The sequence below is a fragment of the Streptococcus sp. CF4-3 genome, from assembly GCF_024295385.1.
GTDB classification, from domain to species: Bacteria; Bacillota; Bacilli; order Lactobacillales; family Streptococcaceae; genus Streptococcus; species Streptococcus infantis_I.
In genome coordinates this window covers 72290-93442 of record NZ_JANCPN010000001.1, presented here as the reverse complement: position 1 = coordinate 93442, position 21153 = coordinate 72290, and the positions used below count along the sequence as shown (strand labels likewise).

Genomic DNA, 21153 nt, shown 5'->3' with positions numbered 1-21153 from the left:
ACATCATTTTCCTAGTCCTTGTCACGGTTTTGTAATGGAAACGTACTTTCTTTGTAAGATTCAAAATGCTATAATGCTCTAAACAATTTTCCTTGCACAAGGAGGTTATTATGAAAAAAGATAGATTGTTAAAGAATCCTTTCTTGGTGCGTCTACTTGGATTGCTGATGGTATTTCTCTTCTTGTCAGCATTCACTGCACCTGAAAAACCAGACTATGGTATCTATGACCCAAATCATTATTTGACAGAGGAAGTAGTTACTCAGATTCGTGATTTGAATGAAGCCAATAGTCAAAAGGCAGAAAAGCTCCAAATAGGTGTCTATATCGTAGATAGTCTGGAAGGAGAAAGCATTGAAACGGTGGCTAATGAAACTGCCAGGGCTTGGAAGATTGGCTATTCAGGAGATAATTTTGGAAGTCTCATTGTAGTAGCTGTTCAAGACCGTAAATCAAGAATTGAAACCAGTAATAACACCGCCATTAGAATAACGGACTATCAAACCAAGCAGATCTTGGCAGCCAGCCGTACAGATTTTAAAACTGGTGACTATGGTAAAGGAATTCTAGCGATTGCCAAAGCCTTGGACAATCAGTTTTATAGAGGAAGTGGAACCTTCTCGTCTGATGATGACTCCTCTGATATCAAACGTTATTCTGAAAGTATCAGTGGCAAAAAATCGAGTCGCAATAGTAACTCATCTAGTCATCGTAAGAACAGTGACCCTATGGACAATGTGTTCGGAGTCGGGATAATCATTTATTTCATTATCGTATTTATAGCCATTATTAGAGGAGGCGGCGGTGGCCGAGGAGGAGGTTCCTCTGACGGAGGATGGTGGTTTAGTGACTCATCCGACTCAGGTTCTTCTTGGTCAGATTCAGGCTCAGACTCTTCTAGTAGCTGGGATGGTGGCGGCTTCGATGGCGGTGGTTCATCCGATGATTGGTGATGCTCGTATAAAATTTAAGGAAATAAGTAGGTTTAGATATGAAAAATAAAGGAATTATTTATGTGTTGAGTATTTTACTGGCTATTATCTTGCTTGGCGGTTGCTCAGTAGTAGGCACTTATAACGGACTTGTCTCTGAACAAACCAAGGTCGAACAAGCGCAAGCCGATGTAGCGACAGCTCTTCAACGTCGTTCTGACTTGATTGGAAATTTGGTAGAGTCTGTAAAAGGCCAGATGAACCATGAGACAGAGGTTTTCACCAAGATTGCGGAAGCTCGTGCTAAAATTGGGAATGGCTCCGTGACTTCAAAAGAAAATCAAGAAGCTCAAGGAGAGTTGAGTTCAGCTATTTCACGTTTGATATCGCTAACAGAAAATTATCCAGAACTCAAGAGCAATCAAAATGTGGAACAACTCATGACAGAACTGGCTGGAAGTGAAAATCGTATCTTTGTAGCCCGCAAGGATTACAACAAAGTGGCAACAGAATACAATCAAAAATTAAGAAGCTTCCCAACAGTTCTTTTCGCTAATATGATGAACTTTAAAGAGGCAGAAACCTTTAAAGAAAGCGAAGAAGCTAAGACAGCTCCAAAGGTTGACTTTAGTACTTCTACAACCAAAGAGTAGGCTTGAAATTTCTAAAAGAAAATCAATGATTAGCAATAGTTTGAACATTTACAAAAAAAGGCTCTAAATGAGCCTTTTTTAGCTTGTATAAACACGGATTCTTTCTTGAAAAAGCTGGGCAAATATGCTACAATAAAAAGAACATTCTAAAATATTCAGAATTTAAAGTAAGGAAAAAAATGGCAAATTTATTAAAAACAATCATCGAAAATGATAAAGGGGAACTTCGCCGCTTAGAAAAGATGGCTGATAAAGTCCTCAAATACGAAGATGAAATGGCTGCTTTGACAGACGAGCAGTTGCAAGCTAAGACAGAAGAATTTAAGCAACGTTATCAAAATGGTGAAACGCTTGATCAACTCTTGTACGAAGCCTTTGCGGTTGTACGTGAGGGAGCTAAGCGTGTTCTTGGACTTTTCCCATACAAGGTTCAGGTTATGGGTGGTATCGTTCTTCACCACGGTGACGTTCCAGAAATGCGTACAGGTGAAGGGAAAACCTTGACAGCGACAATGCCGGTATACCTTAATGCCCTTTCAGGGAAAGGTGTCCACGTAGTTACCGTCAACGAGTACCTTACAGAACGTGACGCGACTGAAATGGGTGAATTGTACTCATGGCTTGGTTTGTCAGTAGGGATCAATTTGGCTGCAAAATCTCCAATGGAGAAAAAAGAAGCTTATCTCTGTGATATTACTTACTCAACGAACTCAGAAATTGGTTTCGACTATCTTCGTGACAACATGGTTGTTCGTGCAGAGAACATGGTTCAACGTCCGCTCAACTATGCCTTGGTCGATGAGGTTGACTCTATCTTGATCGACGAAGCTCGTACACCATTGATCGTTTCAGGAGCTAATGCAGTTGAAACAAGCCAACTTTACCATATGGCTGACCACTTTGTGAAGTCTTTGGATAAAGATGACTACATCATTGATATTCAGTCTAAGACAATCGGTTTGTCTGATTCTGGTATCGACAAGGCTGAAAGCTTCTTCAAACTAGAAAATCTTTATGATATCGAAAATGTGGCTTTGACTCACTTTATCGACAACGCCCTTCGTGCCAACTACATCATGATTCTTGATATTGACTATGTGGTCAGCGAAGAACAAGAAATCCTGATTGTCGACCAATTTACAGGTCGTACCATGGAAGGTCGTCGTTACTCTGATGGTTTGCACCAAGCGATTGAAGCTAAAGAAGGTGTCCCAATCCAAGATGAAACCAAGACATCAGCATCGATTACCTACCAAAACCTTTTCCGTATGTATAAAAAATTGGCAGGTATGACAGGGACTGGTAAAACAGAAGAAGAAGAATTCCGCGAAATCTACAACATTCGTGTTATTCCAATTCCTACTAACCGTCCGATCCAACGTATCGACCATTCAGACCTTCTTTACGCTAGTCTCGATGCAAAATTCAAGGCTGTAGTAGAAGATGTTAAGGCGCGTTACCAAAAAGGTCAACCAGTCTTGGTAGGTACTGTTGCCGTTGAAACCAGTGATTTTCTTTCTAAGAAATTGGTTGAAGCAGGCGTACCTCACGAAGTATTGAATGCTAAAAACCACTATAGAGAAGCGCAAATCATCATGAACGCTGGTCAACGTGGTGCGATCACTATCGCAACCAACATGGCCGGTCGTGGTACCGATATTAAGCTTGGTGAAGGGGTTCGTGAACTTGGTGGTCTTTGTGTCATCGGTACAGAACGTCATGAGAGCCGTCGTATCGATAACCAGCTTCGTGGACGTTCAGGTCGTCAAGGTGACCCAGGTGAGTCACAGTTCTACTTGTCACTCGAAGATGATTTGATGAAGCGTTTCGGTTCAGAACGTTTGAAGGGTGTCTTTGAACGTCTTAACATGTCTGACGAAGCCATCGAATCTCGTATGTTGACACGTCAGGTCGAAGCAGCGCAAAAACGTGTTGAAGGAAATAACTACGATACTCGTAAACAAGTCCTCCAATATGATGATGTTATGCGTGAACAACGTGAGATCATTTACGCACAACGCTATGATGTTATCACTGCAGAACGTGACTTGGCTCCTGAAATTCACGCCATGATTCGTCGTACGATTGGACGAATTGTCGATGGGCATGCTCGTTCTAAACAAGATGAAAAACTTGAAGCAATCTTGAACTTTGCCAAGTACAACTTGCTTCCAGAAGATTCGATTTCACTTTCAGACCTAGAAGGTTTGTCTGACCAAGCTATCAAGGATGAACTATACCAACGTGCATTGAAAGTCTACGATAGCCAAGTTGCTAAACTTCGTGATGAAGAAGCTGTGAAAGAATTCCAGAAAGTCTTGATTCTACGTGTTGTAGATAACAAGTGGACTGACCATATCGATGCCCTTGATCAGTTGAGAAATGCAGTTGGTCTTCGTGGTTATGCCCAAAACAACCCTGTCGTGGAATATCAAGCGGAAGGCTTCCGTATGTTTAATGATATGATTGGTTCGATTGAGTTTGATGTGACTCGCTTGATGATGAAAGCACAAATTCATGAACAAGAACGACCACAAACTGAACATCATATCAGTACGACAGCAACTCGAAATATTGCTGCGCAACAGAAAGATCTTCCAGCTGATTTGGATCTCAGTCAAGTAAAACGTAATGACTTATGCCCATGTGGATCTGGTAAGAAATTTAAAAACTGTCATGGTAAACGACGTTAAGAATGATTAATTTTCAGGCGGATGCCTAGTGAAAAGTGAATTTTCGCTTGGCGTCCGTTTGCTTTATAAGGAGATGGATAATGGTATTTACAGCAAAAAGCCCTAAAATTAATATTGATGAAGTTCGTAGTTTGTCTAAACTAGAAGGACAAGTACTTGCGAACAAACTCCAACGTGATCAAGAGCTTGAAGCAATTATTCGTGGGGAAGACCAACGCATCTTGTTAGTGATTGGTCCTTGCTCGTCTGACAATGAAGAAGCAGTCCTAGAGTACGCTAAGCGTTTGTCAAAACTTCAGGAAGAAGTTAAAGACCGCGTCTTTATGGTCATGCGTGTCTATACTGCTAAACCACGTACTAATGGTGATGGATATAAGGGCTTGATTCACCAACCAAATGCCAAAGAAGCGCCTAGCCTCATCAATGGAATCAAGGCGGTTCGTCATCTGCACTATCGTGTTATTTCTGAAACAGGCATGACAACAGCAGATGAAATGTTGTACCCAGAGAACCTTCCTTTAGTAGATGATTTGATTTCTTATATGGCAGTTGGAGCCCGTTCAGTTGAAGATCAACAACACCGTTTTGTAGCTAGTGGAGCAGATTTTGCGACAGGTTTTAAAAATCCAACCTCTGGAAATCTCAATGTCATGTTCAACGGTATTTATGCAGCTCAAAACAAGCAGAGTTTTCTTTTCCTAGGGAAAGAAGTCGAAACTACTGGAAATCCTCTATCGCATGCTATTCTCCGTGGAGCTCTTAACGAGTACGGGAAGAACATTCCCAACTACTACTACGATAATTTGATGGATACTATTGCTCAGTATGAAAAGATGGGACTTGAGAATCCATTCATCATTATTGATACCAACCATGATAACTCAGGTAAACAGTATATGGAGCAGATTCGTATCGTTCGCCAGACTTTAATTAACCGTGATTGGAATGAAAAGATTAAAAAATATGTTCGTGGTTTCATGATTGAGTCATATCTAGAAGATGGTCGTCAAAATGAACCAGAGGTATTTGGCAAATCTATCACGGATCCATGTCTAGGATGGGAAAATACGGAAGCTCTTGTTCGCGAAATCTACCAAAGACTAGGAGAATAATATGGCATTTATCGAGAAAGGTCAAGAAATCGATATTGAAGCGATTAAGGCGGAAACACGGCTATCTGCAGAAACCTTGCAACATAAGGAAAATCGTGATCAAGAATTAGCAGATATCCTTTCAGGTAAGGATGATCGTATCCTTTTGGTCATTGGGCCTTGTTCGTCTGATAATGAAGAAGCAGTCCTAGAGTATGCCCGTCGTTTAGCAGACTTGCAGAAAAAAGTGGCAGATAAGATTTTCATGGTTATGCGTGTTTACACGGCCAAACCACGTACCAATGGAGATGGCTACAAGGGCTTGGTTCATCAGCCAGATACTTCTAAAGCTCCAAGCTTAATCAATGGTTTACAGGCTGTACGTCAGCTTCATTATCGGGTGATTACAGAAACAGGATTGACTACAGCAGATGAAATGCTTTATCCAGCCAATCTCGTCTTGGTTGACGACTTGGTGAGCTATCATGCAGTGGGTGCGCGTTCAGTAGAAGACCAAGAACACCGTTTTGTAGCTTCAGGAATCGATGCACCAGTGGGAATGAAGAACCCAACATCTGGAAACCTATCTGTGATGTTTAATGCTATTTATGCAGCACAAAACAAACAAACCTTTCTCTTTCATGGTCAAGAAGTTGAAACTTCAGGAAATCCTTTGGCTCACGTCATCCTTCGTGGAGCTATGAATGAATATGGGAAGAATGAACCTAACTTCTACTATGAAACTCTTCTAGATGCCATCGGTCGCTACGAGTCTATGGGGCTCGAAAATCCCTTTATCATGATTGATACCAACCATGATAATTCAGGAAAACAGTATATGGAGCAAGTTCGCATTGTTCGCCAAACTCTTCTCAACCGTGACTGGAATGAAAAGATTAAGAAGACAATTCGAGGCTTCATGATCGAGTCTTACTTAGCAGATGGGCGCCAAAACCAGCCAGAAATCTTTGGACGTTCCATTACAGACCCATGTTTGGGCTGGGAAAATACAGTAGCTTTAGTAGAAGAAATCTATTCTACCTTAACAAAATAAGTGAAAAGGATGGAGTTGGGGGAATCTCAACTCCTTTTGATGAAAATGATAGTTGGACACGGAATTGATATTGAAGAATTAGCTTCTATACAAAATGCAGTTGAAAAAAGAAAAGGCTTTGCGCAGCGTGTCTTGACAGACAAGGAAATGGAGCGCTTTGCCAGTCTCAAAGGTCGCAAACAGGTCGAGTATTTGGCTGGCCGTTGGTCAGCTAAAGAGGCTTTCTCAAAGGCTATGGGAACGGGAATTGGGAAGCTAGGCTTTCAGGATTTGGAAGTCTTGAACGATGAGAAGGGAGCTCCCTACTTCAGCAAATCCCCATTTTCAGGAAATGTTTGGTTATCAATTAGCCATACAGAACACTTTGTGACAGCTAGTGTTATTTTGGAGGAAAATCATGAAAACTAGTCCACATAGACCAACCAAGGCCCTTATTAATCTAGAAGCAATCCGCTACAATATCCAACAGATGGGAGCACACATTCCTAAAGGCACCCTCAAATGGGCGGTTGTGAAAGCCAATGCCTATGGACATGGAGCGATAGCTGTTGCAAGAGCTATCCAGGATGATGTAGATGGCTTTTGTGTGTCAAATATTGATGAAGCCATCGAACTCCGTCAGGCAGGGATTTCTAAGAAAATCCTTATTTTGGGAGTATCTGAGGTTGAATCTTTTTCATTGGCTAAGGATTTTGATATTACCTTGACAGTGGCGGGATTGGAATGGCTTGAAAATCTTCTTGATACTGAGTCAGACTTGGCTGGTTTAACCGTTCACCTTAAGATTGACTCAGGCATGGGACGAATTGGTTTTAGAAGTGCAAACGAGGCAGCACAAGCTCAAGCTTTACTAAAGGGACATGGTGCCTCTGTCGAGGGAATCTTTACGCACTTTGCTACTGCAGATGAAGAGTCAGATAGCTACTTTAAGCAACAACTAGAGTATTTCAAGGGAATCCTAGATGATTTGCAAGAAGTGCCAAAATTCGTTCATGCTAGTAACTCCGCAACTACTTTATGGCATGCGGAAACGATTTTTAATGCTGTTCGCATGGGGGATTCCATGTATGGTCTCAATCCAAGTGGACAAGTTTTGGAATTGCCTTATGAACTAAAACCAGCCTTAACTTTGGAGTCAGCCATCGTTCATGTCAAAACAGTAGAGGCTGGAGCTTGTATGGGCTACGGAGCGACTTATCAGGCAGACAGTGAGCAAGTCATTGCCACTTTGCCAATCGGTTATGCAGATGGTTGGACACGAGACATGCAGAATTTTTCAGTTCTGGTGGATGGCCAATTGTGTCCCATTGTAGGGCGTGTATCCATGGACCAAATCACCATTCGCTTACCTAAGCTTTACCCATTGGGTACCAAGGTAATTTTAATTGGCTCGAACGGTGATAAAGAAATTACTGCAACAGATGTAGCAGTTTACCGAGGAACCATCAATTATGAGGTGGTTTGTCTCCTCAGTGATCGAATTCCAAGAGAATATTATTAAGAAATAGAAGGAAAGGAGAAGAGCATGAATTTACATCAACCCTTGCATGTCTTACCAGGAGTAGGACCTAAATCAGCAGAGAAATATGCCAAACTAGGAATTGAAAACTTGCAAGATCTCTTGCTCTACTTCCCTTTCCGTTATGAAGATTTTAAGACTAAGCAGGTGCTAGAGCTAGAAGACGGTGAAAAGGCTGTTTTATCTGGTCAGGTAGTGACACCAGCTAGTGTTCAATATTATGGTTTTAAGCGTAATCGCCTACGTTTTAGCCTCAAGCAGGGGGAGGTTGTTTTTGCAGTTAATTTCTTCAATCAACCCTACCTAGCTGACAAGATTGAACTAGGAGCAACCTTGGCTGTCTTTGGCAAGTGGGATCGTGCCAAGGCAAGCCTCACAGGAATGAAGGTTTTAGCCCAAGTCGAGGATGACCTCCAGCCTGTCTATCGCCTAGCGCAAGGCGTCAGTCAAGCAGGACTTGTTAAAGTCATCAAGACCGCCTTTGATCAAGGACTGGACCTCTTGATAGAAGAAAACATCCCCCAGTCCTTGCTAGATAAATACAAACTCATGCCCCGTAGTCAGGCTGTTCGTGCCATGCATTTTCCTAAGGATTTGGCAGAATACAAACAGGCTCTCCGTCGAATCAAATTTGAGGAACTCTTTTATTTCCAAATGCAATTACAGACCCTCAAGTCTGAAAATAAGGTTCATGGAAGTGGTCTGGTCCTAAATTGGTCTCAGGAAAAACTAACTGCAGTGAAAGAGAAATTGCCTTTTGCCTTGACCCAAGCCCAAGAAAAAAGCCTACAAGAAATTCTAACAGATATGAAGTCGGACCATCACATGAATCGACTCTTACAAGGGGATGTAGGAAGTGGGAAGACAGTGGTTGCAGGTCTAGCGATGTACGCAGCCGTAACGGCAGGGTATCAGGCTGCCCTCATGGTTCCGACAGAGATCCTAGCAGAGCAGCATTTTGAAAGTCTAGAGAGTCTCTTTCCTGATTTGAAATTAGCTCTCCTAACAGGTTCATTGAAAGCTGCAGAAAAACGCAAGGTCTTGGAAACCATTGCCAAAGGGGAAGCCGATGTGATTATCGGAACCCATGCTCTTATACAAGACGGCGTGGACTATGCCCGACTCGGCTTGATTATCATCGATGAGCAACACCGCTTTGGTGTAGGGCAAAGGCGTATTTTACGGGAAAAAGGTGAAAATCCAGATGTCCTCATGATGACGGCAACTCCCATACCACGGACCTTAGCCATTACTGCCTTTGGGGATATGGATGTTTCTATTATTGACCAGATGCCAGCAGGGCGTAAACCCATCGTAACGCGCTGGATTAAACATGAACAGTTGCCCCAGGTCTTGACTTGGTTGGAGGGTGAGATTCAGAAAGGCTCCCAAGTCTATGTTATCTCTCCTTTGATTGAAGAATCTGAAGCCTTGGATCTTAAAAATGCCATTGCTCTGTCAGAAGAGTTAACGGCTCATTTTGAAGGAAAAGCAAAAGTTGCTCTCTTACATGGGAAGATGAAGAGTGATGAAAAAGACCAGATTATGCAGGATTTCAAAGAGAGAAAGACAGATATCCTGGTCTCTACAACGGTTATCGAAGTTGGGGTCAATGTTCCAAATGCGACAGTCATGATTATCATGGATGCTGACCGTTTCGGACTTAGTCAACTTCACCAGCTTAGAGGACGTGTCGGTCGTGGAGATAAGCAGTCCTATGCAGTTCTAGTGGCCAATCCAAAAACTGACTCTGGGAAAGACCGCATGCGTATCATGACGGAAACGACCAATGGTTTTGTCCTTGCGGAGGAAGATTTGAAAATGCGGGGTTCTGGTGAAATTTTTGGGACTAAACAGTCAGGTTTACCAGAGTTCCATGTAGCTGATATCATCGAAGACTTCCCAATCCTTGAGGAAGCTAGAAAGGTAGCTAGCTATATCAGCTCCCTCCCAAATTGGCGAGAGGACCCAGAGTGGCACATGATTGCCTTACATCTAGAGAAGAAAGAATATCTGGATTAAGCTTTTTCTAAGAAAATGCTAAGTTTGCTTTTAGGGTGAGTATCTATACTTGAGTCATCAAAAAGAAATGAGGACTCTCTCATGACTATTAAAGTAAATTACCAAAAGACATTTCAAAAGGAAACTCAACCTTCTCCTAAATACTAAGAAAAAGAGTGGCAACGCTCTTTTTTATATATCTAAAACTACTTTCAAGAGGATTCTTGCTGGGGTCGGACATTAAATCCACTTTCCGTTTTCCTTTCTTTCTTGCATTGCTTCTCCATATGTGCTACAGTTATGATAACGGTTACAAAACAAAGGAGAATTCTATGAGAAATCCAGCATTAGTAGAAGAAATGAAAACATATAAAGGAAGAGATGAAGTACCTCAGGATTTTGATGCTTTTTGGGATGGTGAGATTGACAAGGTTTCGGTCTTGCCAGATTACCAACTAGAGGAAGGTGACTTTCATATTCCAAATGTTAAGTGCTATGAGTTAACCTTTAAAGGTACACGTGATGGCCTTGTCTACGCGCGTGTGGTCTTACCAAAATCAGAAGAGAAAGTACCAGTTATTTTCCACTTCCATGGCTATATGGGACGTTGTTGGGATTGGACAGATATGCTAGCCTATACCGTCGCTGGTTATGGGGTTGTATCGATGGATGTTCGTGGGCAATCTGGATACTCACAAGATGGCTTACGTTCGCCTCTCGGAAATACAGTTAAGGGTCAAATCATCCGTGGCGCAGTAGAAGGAAAAGAGCAACTCTTCTATAAAGATGTCTATTTAGATATTTATCAATTGGTTGAAATTGTCGCTAGCTTCCCGCAAGTAGATGAGGGGCAATTGGCCAGTTATGGTGCTTCTCAAGGAGGAGCCTTGGCTTTAGTGGCTGCTGGTCTCAATCCACGTATCAAGCGAACAGTTGCCATCTATCCATTCTTGTCAGACTTTAGACGAGTATTAGAAATTGGGAATACCAGCGAAGCTTATGATGAGCTTTTTCGTTACTTTAAGTTCCATGATCCTTTCCACGAAACAGAAGAGCAGATCATGGAGACACTTGGTTATATCGATGTGAAAAACTTTGCCCATCGCATTAAAGGTGATGTGAGAATGATTACAGGGTTTGATGACGATGTCTGCTATCCAATCACCCAGTTTGCTATTTACAATCGTTTGACTTGTGAAAAGAGCTATCGTCTCATGCCAGAATATGCCCACGAGGCTATGAATGTCCATGTCAATGACCAGGTTTACAACTGGTTGTGTGGTAGTGAGATTCCCTTTACCTATGTAGGTCGTTAGAAATATGTAAAAAGAGCCCTGCTAAAACAGGGCTTTCTTTTTGAGAGATTAAAGAAAGTAGTTTCGAAAAGTTTGAAGCATAGAAATATATATGAAAGTAAATTCTATTATAGATTACTAAGGCTATTATTTAGAATATTTATTATATAATAAGTGTAGTATCAATTTGAAAGGAGTAAAATTGTTGCTTGCTTTAAGATATAAAGTATAAAAATGCAACAGAAATTCAGATGAAAAGAATGGGAAAAACCCATCAATAATACAGTTTCTTTACATGATTTATGCCCTGGAGGCAAAAAATTTTCAATAAAAAAGAAAGCGCTTTATTTTTTTTGTGAAAGACGGAAGGGAATATATGACACAGAGAGATTTTGAACGGAAACAACGTTTTGGAATTAGAAAGTTAACAGTAGGAGCTGCATCAGTAGTCATTGGGGCAGTTGTTTTTGGTGCGTCGCCAGTTTTAGCTCAAGAAGCTCCAGCAACCAGTGGTGAAACAGCTGGACAAGCTTTGCCAGAATTGCCAAAAGAAGTAGAATCAGGAAATCTGGCTAACATAGATAAGGAACTTGCTGATAAGTTGGCAGCAGCGACAGATAAAGGAACTGAGGTAAACCGTGAGGAGCTGCAAGCAAATCCAGGCTCTGAAAATCCGACAGAAACTGAAAAACCAGCAGAGACTCCAGTAGCGGATACTGAGGACGAAAAAGTCGGTAGTGTTCCACGTGACTTCTACGCAAGAGAATTAGAAAATGCCAATGTTGTTGTTGAAAAAGAAGATGTAGAGACCAATGCAACAAATGGTCAACGAGTTGATTTGAATGATGAACTTGATAAATTGAAAAAGCTTCAGAACGCTACCATTCACATGGAATTTAAACCAGATGCGTCTGCTCCACGTTTTTACAACCTCTTCTCAGTCTCCAGTGATACCAAAGTAAATGAGTACTTCACAATGGCCATCCTTGATAACACGGCTATCGTTGAAGGTCGTGATGCAAATGGAAACCAATTCTATGGTGATTATAAAACTGCTCCTTTGAAGATTAAGCCAGGTCAGTGGAACTCTGTAACCTTTACAGTTGAAAGACCAAATGTAGACCAACCAAAAGGTCAGGTTCGCGTCTATGTAAATGGTGTCTTGTCTCGAACAAGTCCTCAGTCTGGTCGTTTTATCCAAGATATGCCAGATGTTAATCATGTTCAAATCGGTACAACAAAACGTACAGGCAAAAACTTCTGGGGATCAAATCTTAATGTTCGTAATCTAACTGTTTATGATCGTGCCCTTTCTCCAGAAGAAGTTAAAAAACGTAGCCAACTTTTTGAAAGAGGAGAGTTAGAGAAGAAACTTCCTGAAGGAGCAAAAGTTACGGATAAACTGGATGTATTTGAAGGTGGTGTGAACCGCAAGCCAAATAAAGATGGTATTGCAAGTTACCGTATACCTGCACTTCTTAAGACAGATAAAGGTACCTTGATTGCCGGAACGGATGAAAGACGCTTGCATCACTCTGACTGGGGTGATATCGGTATGGTCGTTCGTCGTAGTGATGACAATGGGAAGACATGGGGAGATAGAATTACCATCTCTAATCCTCGTGACAATGAGAAAGCTAAAAATCCAGAATGGCCATCACCAGTTAATATTGACATGGCTTTAGTCCAAGATCCTGAAACTAAGAGAATCTTCTCAATTTATGATATGTTCCTCGAAGGGAAGGCAGTATTCTCTCTACCAGGGAAAGCACCACAAGCCTATGAGCAAATCGGTGATAAGGTTTACCAAGTCTTGTACAAACAAGGTGATGCGGGACGTTATACTATCCGTGAAAATGGTGAAGTTTTTGACCCTGAAAATAGAAAAACAGAATACCGTGTTGTAGTTGCTCCTAAACAACCAGCTTATAGCGATAAGGGTGATTTATACAAGGGTGAAGAACTAATTGGTAATGTCTATTTCGAATACAGTGACAAGAATATCTTTAGAGTTTCAAATACCAACTATCTCTGGATGTCTTATAGTGATGATGATGGAAAAACATGGTCTGCACCTAAAGATATTACATACGGTATCCGCAAGAACTGGATGCACTTCTTAGGTACTGGACCTGGTACAGGGATCGCCTTGCATTCAGGACCTCACAAAGGTCGTCTCGTTATCCCAGTCTATACTACAAATAACGTATCTTACTTGAGTGGTTCTCAGTCTTCACGCGTCATTTACTCGGATGACCATGGTGAAACTTGGCAAGCAGGTGAAGCTGTCAATGATAACCGCCCAGTAGGTAACCAAACAATTCACTCTTCAACTATGAATAATCCAGTTGCTCAAAATACTGAGTCAACTGTTGTTCAGTTGAACAACGGAGACCTCAAACTCTTCATGCGTGGATTGACAGGAGATTTGCAGGTTGCAACAAGTAAAGATGGCGGAGCTACTTGGGAAAAAGATGTAAAACGCTATTCAGATGTCAAAGATGTATATGTTCAAATGTCAGCTATTCATACTGTACAAGATGGTAAGGAATATATTGTCCTCAGTAACGCAGGTGGGCCAGGACGTTACAACGGTTTGGTACACTTGGCACGTGTGGAAGCTAACGGAGAATTAACTTGGCTTAAACACAATCCAATTCAAAGCGGTAAATTTGCCTATAACTCATTGCAAGATCTTGGTAATGGTGAATTTGGCTTACTTTATGAGCATGCAGATGCCAATCAAAATGAATATACTTTGTCTTATAAGAAATTCAACTGGGATTTCTTGAGCAAGGATATGATTGCTCCAACTAAAGCAAAAGTAAAAAGTGCAGTAGATATGGGTAACAATATTGTTGCACTAGAATTTGATTCAGAAGTCTTGGTAAACCAAGCTCCTGTTCTTAAATTAGCGAATGGAAACCTAGCAACCTTCTTAACTCAGTACGATACAAAAACACTGCTATTTGTTGTCAAAAAAGAAGATATTGGCCAAGAAGTTACAGAGATAGTTGATGGTGCGATTGAGAGCATGCATAATTTGCCAGTTAGCCTTGATGAGGCAGGAATTCCTGGTGGAATTAATAGTAAAGAACCTGCTATTCATGAAGTTCCAGAGTTCACTGGAGGCGTCAATGGTGACGAAGTGGCAGTACATGAAGTCCCAGAATTCGAAGGTGGTGTAAATGGTGACGAAGCAGCTGTAACAGAGGCGCCTGAGTATACAGAAGCCATTGGAACAGCGGGTGAGGAAACAGCACCAACAGTAGAAGTTCCGGAATCCACAGGTGGTGTAAATGGCGAAGAAGCAACTATAACAGAGCTTCCAGAGTATACTGATGCTATTGGAACAGTAGGTGACGAAGCAGCACCAACAGTAGAAGTCCCTGAGTTTGAAGGTGGTGTAAATGGCGACGAAGCGGCTGTAACAGAGCTCCCTGAGTACACTGAACCTATTGGAACAGTAGGTGAAGAAGCAGCGCCAACAGTAGAAGTCCCAGAATTCGAAGGTGGTGTCAATGCAGTCGAAGCTGCAGTTCATGAGCTTCCAGAATTCACAGGCGGAGTAAACGCAGTTGAAGCGCTCAAAAATGAGCTTCCAGAATTTGCAGGTGGAGCAAATGCAGTTCAAGTCCTTAAGCATGAGCTTCCAGAATTCACAGGCGGAGTAAACGCAGTTCAAGCCCTTAAGCATGAGCTTCCAGAATTCACAGGCGGAGTAAACGCAGTTGAAGCGCTCAAGCATGAGCTTCCAGAATTTGCAGGTGGAGCAAATGCAGTTCAAGCCCTTAAGCATGAACTTTCAGAATTCACAGGCGGAGTATATGCAGTTGAAGCAGCCAAAAACGAACTTCCGGAATATAAGTTTGAAGAAAAATCGCTTGTCACTTTTGTAGCACAGCAAGACAAGACCTATCAAGCTCCAGCAGCTCAAGCACAACAACCAACCCTCCCTGCAACAGGAAGTGAGGTTTCAACTTCTCTAGTATCTGTAGGAATGGTTGGAATGCTTCTCGGTTTGTTTGGAATGGCTAAGAAAAAAGAAGATTAATGGCAACATTGAATCTAAAAAGTCTCTATAAAAAGGTTTAGACTTATATTAGAAGGGTCTGTAACGTTCATTCGTTACAGGCTCTTTATTTGCAGAAAGCAAAGATTCTAGTGGAAATAAGCGGATGGGAGGCAATTCAAATTCGGGTATTTTCCCCTGAAACTACTTTCAGGAGATTCTATTTCATAAAATTGTTTTGAAACTTCAATCTATTCTAGCACAAGTTGTTGAAAGCGCTTTAAAAATGATATATAATAGGCTCATAAGAAAAAAGAAAAGGAGGAAAGTGGATGCCACAGATCAGTAAAGAAGCTTTGATTGAGCAGATTAAAGATGGGATCATCGTTTCTTGTCAGGCACTTCCTCACGAACCGCTTTATACAGAAGCGGGAGGTGTAATGCCCTTGCTAGTCAAAGCGGCTGAGCAAGGTGGAGCCGTCGGTATCCGAGCAAATAGTGTTCGAGATATTAAGGAAATCAAAGAGGTCACAAATCTTCCGATTATCGGAATTATCAAACGTGATTATCCACCACAGGAACCATTCATCACAGCTACTATGAAAGAAGTTGATGAACTAGCAGCTCTAGATATTGAGGTAATCGCTCTAGATTGTACCAAGAGAGAACGCCATGATGGCCTAGAGATTCAAGAATTTATCCGTCAAATCAAAGAAAAATATCCAAACCAACTCTTGATGGCTGACACAAGTACCTTTGAAGAAGGACTAACAGCAGTTGAGGCGGGAATCGATTTTGTCGGAACAACCTTGTCAGGCTACACATCTTATAGTCCAAAAGTGGATGGTCCAGATTTTGAACTCATCAAGAAACTATGCGATGCAGGTGTAGACGTCATCGCAGAAGGAAAAATTCATACACCAGAACAGGCTAAGCAAATCCTAGGTTACGGAGTGCGAGGCATCGTAGTTGGTGGTGCTATTACTAGACCAAAAGAGATCACGGAACGATTTGTTGCAGGTCTCAAATAAGACAATTAAAACACGAGGAGAGTGGTTGATTAGTAAAATAAAATGTAAACGTATACAAAGTTGTCAATACTCATTATCCGTTTCGGATACGCATATCATCATTTAGGAGAATACTAATGAAATTTAGAAAACTAGCTTGTACAGTACTTGCGGGTGCTGCTGTTCTATCTCTTGCTGCTTGTGGCAAATCAGACGCTAAAAAAGACGCTGCAAGTGATGCAGGGAAAACTGAAATCACTTGGTGGGCTTTCCCAGTCTTCACTCAAGAAAAATCTGGTGACGGTGTAGGAACTTATGAAAAATCTATCATCGAAGCTTTCGAAAAAGCAAACCCAGATATCAAAGTTAAACTAGAAACAATCGACTTCAAATCTGGTCCAGAAAAAATCACGACAGCTATTGAAGCTGGAACTGCTCCAGATGTACTTTTCGATGCACCAGGTCGTATCATTAATTACGGTAAAAATGGTAAATTAGCTGAGTTGAATGACCTCTTTACAGATGAATTTGTTAAAGATGTTAACAATGAAAACATCATTCAAGCAAGTAAAGCTGGTGATAAAGCATACATGTATCCAATCAGTTCTGCACCATTCTACATGGCTATGAACAAGAAAATGTTGGAAGATGCTGGTGTAGCTAACCTTGTTAAAGAAGGTTGGACAACAGATGATTTTGAAAAAGTCTTGAAAGCACTTAAAGACAAAGGATACACTCCAGGTTCATTGTTCAGTTCTGGTCAAGGGGGAGACCAAGGAACACGTGCCTTCATCGCTAACCTATACGGCGGTTCTGTAACAGACAAAGAAGTTACTAAATACACAACTGACGATCCTAAGTTCGTCAAAGGTCTTGAAAAAGCAACTAGCTGGATTAAAGATGGTTTGTTGAACAACGGTTCACAATTTGACGGTGGAGCAGACATCCAAAACTTTGCAAACGGTCAAACATCATACACAATCCTTTGGGCACCAGCTCAAAACGGTATCCAAGCTAAACTCTTGGAAGCAAGTAAAGTTGAAGTGGTAGAAGTACCATTCCCATCTGATTCAGGCAAACCAGCTCTTGAGTACCTTGTAAACGGATTTGCAGTATTTAACAACAAGGATGAAAAGAAAGTTGCTGCTGCTAAGAAATTCATCCAATTCATCGCAGATGATAAAGAGTGGGGTCCTAAAGACGTAGTTCGTACAGGTGCCTTCCCAGTTCGTACTTCATTTGGAAAACTTTACGACGACAAACGTATGGAAACAATCAGTGGTTGGACTCAATACTACTCTCCATACTACAACACAATCGACGGATTTGCTGAAATGAGAACTCTATGGTTCCCAATGTTGCAAGCAGTATCTAATGGTGACCAAGAACCTGCTGCAGCTTTGAAGGCATTCACTGAAAAAGCGAATGAAACAATCAAAAAAGCAGCTAAACAATAAGCCCTAAATAAAAAGTAAAATCCCCCCTTTTCCCTGTGCACATCTGTGTACGAAAAGGGGGAGTTTTGTTTAAAAAAAGTAAGGAACTGACAGGTCAAAATTAAAATGAAGTTCTTACATAGGCTTTTCTTGGAAAAAATTTCATTTTGATTTTACATCAATGTCAGACAACAATCAAAAAAACAAAAACTATTTGAAAGTGAGGTGCCGACTGTGAAAGTCAATAAAATTCGCATGAGAGAAACAATTGTTTCTTATGCTTTCTTAGCACCAGTATTAATCTTCTTTACCGTCTTTGTCCTAGCTCCAATGATCATGGGATTCATCACTAGTTTCTTTAACTACTCGATGACTAGCTTTGAGTTTGTGGGACTTGACAACTACATCCGCATGTTTAAAGATCCTGTCTTTACAAAATCTTTGATTAATACCGTAATCTTAGTTATCGGATCTGTACCAGTCGTTGTACTCTTCTCACTATTTGTGGCATCACAAACTTACCAACAAAATGCAGTTGCTAGATCCTTCTATCGTTTCGTATTCTTCCTTCCTGTTGTAACAGGTAGTGTTGCCGTAACGGTTGTATGGAAATGGATTTATGATCCTCTATCAGGTATTTTGAATTTCGTGCTTAAGTCAAGCCATATCATTAGCCAAAACATTTCTTGGTTGGGTGATAAAAACTGGGCTTTGATGGCGATTATGATTATTCTTTTGACAACATCAGTTGGTCAACCAATCATCCTCTACATCGCTGCAATGGGTAATATTGATAACTCTCTTGTTGAAGCGGCGCGTGTCGACGGAGCAACTGAGTTACAAGTTTTCTGGAAGATTAAATGGCCAAGCCTCCTTCCAACAACTCTTTATATCGCAATCATTACAACAATCAACTCATTCCAGTGTTTCGCTTTGATTCAGCTTTTGACTTCAGGTGGTCCAAACTACTCAACAAGTACACTTATGTACTACCTATACGAGAAAGCCTTCCAATTGACTGAGTATGGTTATGCCAATACTATTGGTGTATTCTTGGCAGTTATGATCGCAATTGTCAGCTTTGTTCAATTTAAAGTACTCGGAAACGACGTAGAATATTAATTAATAGAAAGGAGACAGCTATGCAATCTACACAAAAGAAACCTTTAACAGCCTTCACTGTTATTTCAACCATCTTCTTGCTTTTATTGACTGTACTGTTTATCTTTCCATTCTACTGGATTTTGACAGGTGCATTCAAATCACAACCGGATACCATTATGATTCCACCACAATGGTTCCCTAAAGCTCCAACAATGGAGAACTTCCAACAATTGATGGTGCAAAACCCAGCCTTGCAATGGATGTGGAACTCAGTCTTCATTTCATTGGTAACTATGTTCTTGGTTTGTGCGACTTCTTCCCTAGCAGGTTATGTATTGGCTAAGAAACGTTTCTATGGACAACGCATTCTCTTCGCTATCTTTATCGCTGCCATGGCTCTTCCAAAACAAGTTGTCCTTGTACCATTGGTACGTATCGTCAACTTCATGGGAATCCATGACACTCTTTGGGCGGTTATCTTGCCTTTAATCGGATGGCCGTTTGGGGTCTTCCTCATGAAACAGTTCAGTGAAAACATTCCAACAGAATTGCTCGAATCTGCTAAGATTGATGGGTGTGGTGAGATTCGTACTTTCTGGAGCGTAGCCTTCCCAATCGTGAAACCAGGATTTGCAGCTCTTGCAATCTTTACCTTCATCAATACATGGAATGACTACTTCATGCAGTTGGTTATGTTGACATCTCGTAACAACTTGACCATCTCACTCGGGGTTGCGACTATGCAGGCTGAGATGGCAACTAACTACGGTTTGATCATGGCAGGGGCTGCTCTTGCAGCTGTGCCAATCGTAACAGTCTTCCTTGTCTTCCAAAAATCCTTCACTCAAGGTATTACTATGGGAGCCGTTAAAGGTTAATACTCTGCGAAAATTGAATATAGTACAATCTGTTTATCAGTATACAGAAGTATAGTTGATAGACTAAGAGAATACAGGATATATAAGTGTCTACAAAATGGAGAGGAGTTGGTTACTTCATGAAGTTTTGTTAGACACTTATAAACTTACTGGCTAGACATTTTGTGTCTAAAGATAACAATCAGGTAAAGGAAATTACTATGATTTTTGATGATTTAAAAAACATTAGCTTTTACAAGGGAATTCACCCAAATCTGGATAAGGCTATTGATTATCTCTATGAGCATCGTAAAGATACTTTTGAATTGGGTAAATACGATATTGATGGAGATAAGGTCTTCTTAGTTGTACAGGAAAATGTTCTCAATAAAGAAGAAAATGATCGCTTTGAGCATCATAAAAACTATGCAGACTTACATTTGTTAGTTGAAGGACATGAGTATTCTAGCTACGGTTCTCGCATCAAAGATGAGGCTGTAGCCTTTGATGAAGCTAGCGATATTGGTTTTGTTCATTGTCACGAACAATACCCACTCTTGTTAGGATATCACAATTTTGCAGTTTTCTTCCCAGGAGAACCTCATCAGCCTAACGGTTATGCAGGTATGGAAGATAAAGTTCGCAAATATTTATTTAAAATTTTAATCGATTAGTCAGTTAGGAGGAGAAACAATGGCACATAAAGGATCTGAATTGATAAAAGCGGCATTCGATACGGATAACTTTCTGATGCGTTTTTGCGAGAAAGTTTTAGATATCGTGACGGTTAACCTACTCTTTGTTGTGTCTTGTTTGCCTATTGTGACTATTGGAGTAGCTAAAATCAGTCTCTATCAGACAATCTTTGAAGTGAAGCGCAGCCGTCGTATTCCTGTTTTCAAAATCTATATTAGAGCCTTTAAGCAAAATTTGAAATTAGGTTTTCAGTTAGGTTTGCTGGAATTAGGAATCTTTTTAATCAGTGTGGTTGACTTATCACTATTTTGGAGTCAAACTGGTGTTGCCTTTCAGCTCATTAAAGCTATTTGCTTGGGAATTCTGATATTTTTAACCTTAGTTATGTTGGCTAGCTATCCAATTGCTGCACGCTATGAATTAACTTGGAAAGAAGTTCTTCAAAAGGGCTTGCTTTTGGTCAGCTTTAACTTCGTATGGTTCTTCTTGATGCTTGCAATTATTTTGTTAATCATTATGCTTCTTTATCTATCAGGCTTTACTCTAGTGCTTGGTGGTTCAGCATTTCTACTCTTTGGCTTTGGTCTTCTTGCCTTTTGCCAAGCTGGATTAATGGAAAAATTGTTTGCTAAATATCAGGCAGATTGAAAACGACATGAAACTACTTTCAAACAAGAAAAGCTATGGGAGATGAATAGAAATTAAAATCTAAGTGGCTGAGATGTATTGAAAGCGCTTTTTACAAGGTGTATACTAAAATAGTAAAAAATCATCTGCTCAAAGCAGAAAAAAGAAATCTT

General features: G+C 40.8%; 16 protein-coding genes. All 16 read left to right on the top strand.

The window, feature by feature from the left end:
* Nucleotides 1–110 precede the first annotated feature (110 nt).
* The 16 genes from NML75_RS00445 (at nucleotide 111) to NML75_RS00370 (ending at nucleotide 21001) form a co-directional block, all read left to right on the top strand.
* On the top strand, nucleotides 111–953 hold the full coding sequence (locus tag NML75_RS00445) for a TPM domain-containing protein (RefSeq protein ID WP_254731143.1): 843 nt from the start codon (nucleotides 111–113) through the stop codon (nucleotides 951–953).
* Nucleotides 954–991: 38 nt separating this feature from the next.
* Entirely contained in the window at nucleotides 992–1585 is a 594-nt protein-coding gene (locus NML75_RS00440; RefSeq protein WP_004250792.1) for a LemA family protein, read from the top strand.
* 179 nt (nucleotides 1586–1764) lie between these two features.
* Complete coding sequence (secA, locus tag NML75_RS00435) at nucleotides 1765–4278, top strand: preprotein translocase subunit SecA (protein ID WP_254731139.1); 2514 nt, start codon at nucleotides 1765–1767, stop codon at nucleotides 4276–4278.
* Between the two features lie 80 nt (nucleotides 4279–4358).
* Nucleotides 4359–5390: a 3-deoxy-7-phosphoheptulonate synthase gene (locus NML75_RS00430; protein ID WP_004250795.1), complete on the top strand. Its 1032-nt coding sequence runs from the start codon at nucleotides 4359–4361 to the stop codon at nucleotides 5388–5390.
* A 1-nt stretch (nucleotide 5391) separates the two neighbouring features.
* Nucleotides 5392–6423: a 3-deoxy-7-phosphoheptulonate synthase gene (locus NML75_RS00425; RefSeq protein WP_049495369.1), complete on the top strand. Its 1032-nt coding sequence runs from the start codon at nucleotides 5392–5394 to the stop codon at nucleotides 6421–6423.
* A gap of 45 nt (nucleotides 6424–6468) precedes the next feature.
* Nucleotides 6469–6831, top strand: coding sequence for a holo-ACP synthase (acpS, locus tag NML75_RS00420; protein WP_254731452.1), 363 nt, complete (start codon nucleotides 6469–6471; stop codon nucleotides 6829–6831).
* Complete coding sequence (gene alr / locus NML75_RS00415) at nucleotides 6821–7924, top strand: alanine racemase (RefSeq protein ID WP_254731137.1); 1104 nt, start codon at nucleotides 6821–6823, stop codon at nucleotides 7922–7924. The genes acpS and alr overlap by 11 nt, the downstream gene beginning before the upstream one ends.
* Nucleotides 7925–7948: 24 nt before the next feature.
* Complete coding sequence (recG, locus tag NML75_RS00410; protein ID WP_254731133.1) at nucleotides 7949–9964, top strand: ATP-dependent DNA helicase RecG; 2016 nt, start codon at nucleotides 7949–7951, stop codon at nucleotides 9962–9964.
* A gap of 311 nt (nucleotides 9965–10275) precedes the next feature.
* The gene (locus tag NML75_RS00405; protein ID WP_254731130.1) at nucleotides 10276–11259 is read left to right on the top strand and encodes an acetylxylan esterase; all 984 of its coding nucleotides are present in this window, start codon (nucleotides 10276–10278) and stop codon (nucleotides 11257–11259) included.
* 355 nt (nucleotides 11260–11614) lie between these two features.
* Nucleotides 11615–15292 carry an SIALI-17 repeat-containing surface protein gene (locus NML75_RS00400; protein WP_254731127.1) on the top strand — a complete coding sequence of 1226 codons (3678 nt, stop codon included), beginning with the start codon at nucleotides 11615–11617 and terminating at the stop codon, nucleotides 15290–15292.
* 290 nt (nucleotides 15293–15582) lie between these two features.
* Nucleotides 15583–16281: an N-acetylmannosamine-6-phosphate 2-epimerase gene (locus tag NML75_RS00395; RefSeq protein ID WP_006152943.1), complete on the top strand. Its 699-nt coding sequence runs from the start codon at nucleotides 15583–15585 to the stop codon at nucleotides 16279–16281.
* A 116-nt stretch (nucleotides 16282–16397) separates the two neighbouring features.
* Complete coding sequence (locus tag NML75_RS00390) at nucleotides 16398–17717, top strand: ABC transporter substrate-binding protein (protein ID WP_074324554.1); 1320 nt, start codon at nucleotides 16398–16400, stop codon at nucleotides 17715–17717.
* Between the two features lie 234 nt (nucleotides 17718–17951).
* On the top strand, nucleotides 17952–18818 hold the full coding sequence (locus NML75_RS00385; protein WP_053092415.1) for a carbohydrate ABC transporter permease: 867 nt from the start codon (nucleotides 17952–17954) through the stop codon (nucleotides 18816–18818).
* A 20-nt stretch (nucleotides 18819–18838) separates the two neighbouring features.
* A complete protein-coding gene (locus tag NML75_RS00380; protein WP_004250812.1) occupies nucleotides 18839–19678 on the top strand; it encodes a carbohydrate ABC transporter permease in 840 nt (279 codons plus the stop codon).
* 200 nt (nucleotides 19679–19878) lie between these two features.
* Nucleotides 19879–20331 carry a YhcH/YjgK/YiaL family protein gene (locus NML75_RS00375; RefSeq protein ID WP_006155741.1) on the top strand — a complete coding sequence of 151 codons (453 nt, stop codon included), beginning with the start codon at nucleotides 19879–19881 and terminating at the stop codon, nucleotides 20329–20331.
* Nucleotides 20332–20350: 19 nt separating this feature from the next.
* On the top strand, nucleotides 20351–21001 hold the full coding sequence (locus tag NML75_RS00370; protein WP_254731124.1) for a YesL family protein: 651 nt from the start codon (nucleotides 20351–20353) through the stop codon (nucleotides 20999–21001).
* Nucleotides 21002–21153 lie beyond the last annotated feature (152 nt).

Coding starts and splice junctions, on each gene's coding strand:
- alr (WP_254731137.1), top strand. CDS start 6,821: ATGAAAACTAGTCCACATAGACCAACCAAGGCCCTTATTAATCTAGAA.
- NML75_RS00395 (WP_006152943.1), top strand. CDS start 15,583: ATGCCACAGATCAGTAAAGAAGCTTTGATTGAGCAGATTAAAGATGGG.
- secA (WP_254731139.1), top strand. CDS start 1,765: ATGGCAAATTTATTAAAAACAATCATCGAAAATGATAAAGGGGAACTT.
- NML75_RS00380 (WP_004250812.1), top strand. CDS start 18,839: ATGCAATCTACACAAAAGAAACCTTTAACAGCCTTCACTGTTATTTCA.
- recG (WP_254731133.1), top strand. CDS start 7,949: ATGAATTTACATCAACCCTTGCATGTCTTACCAGGAGTAGGACCTAAA.
- NML75_RS00375 (WP_006155741.1), top strand. CDS start 19,879: ATGATTTTTGATGATTTAAAAAACATTAGCTTTTACAAGGGAATTCAC.
- acpS (WP_254731452.1), top strand. CDS start 6,469: ATGATAGTTGGACACGGAATTGATATTGAAGAATTAGCTTCTATACAA.
- NML75_RS00430 (WP_004250795.1), top strand. CDS start 4,359: ATGGTATTTACAGCAAAAAGCCCTAAAATTAATATTGATGAAGTTCGT.
- NML75_RS00445 (WP_254731143.1), top strand. CDS start 111: ATGAAAAAAGATAGATTGTTAAAGAATCCTTTCTTGGTGCGTCTACTT.
- NML75_RS00425 (WP_049495369.1), top strand. CDS start 5,392: ATGGCATTTATCGAGAAAGGTCAAGAAATCGATATTGAAGCGATTAAG.
- NML75_RS00385 (WP_053092415.1), top strand. CDS start 17,952: ATGAGAGAAACAATTGTTTCTTATGCTTTCTTAGCACCAGTATTAATC.
- NML75_RS00440 (WP_004250792.1), top strand. CDS start 992: ATGAAAAATAAAGGAATTATTTATGTGTTGAGTATTTTACTGGCTATT.
- NML75_RS00400 (WP_254731127.1), top strand. CDS start 11,615: ATGACACAGAGAGATTTTGAACGGAAACAACGTTTTGGAATTAGAAAG.
- NML75_RS00405 (WP_254731130.1), top strand. CDS start 10,276: ATGAGAAATCCAGCATTAGTAGAAGAAATGAAAACATATAAAGGAAGA.
- NML75_RS00390 (WP_074324554.1), top strand. CDS start 16,398: ATGAAATTTAGAAAACTAGCTTGTACAGTACTTGCGGGTGCTGCTGTT.
- NML75_RS00370 (WP_254731124.1), top strand. CDS start 20,351: ATGGCACATAAAGGATCTGAATTGATAAAAGCGGCATTCGATACGGAT.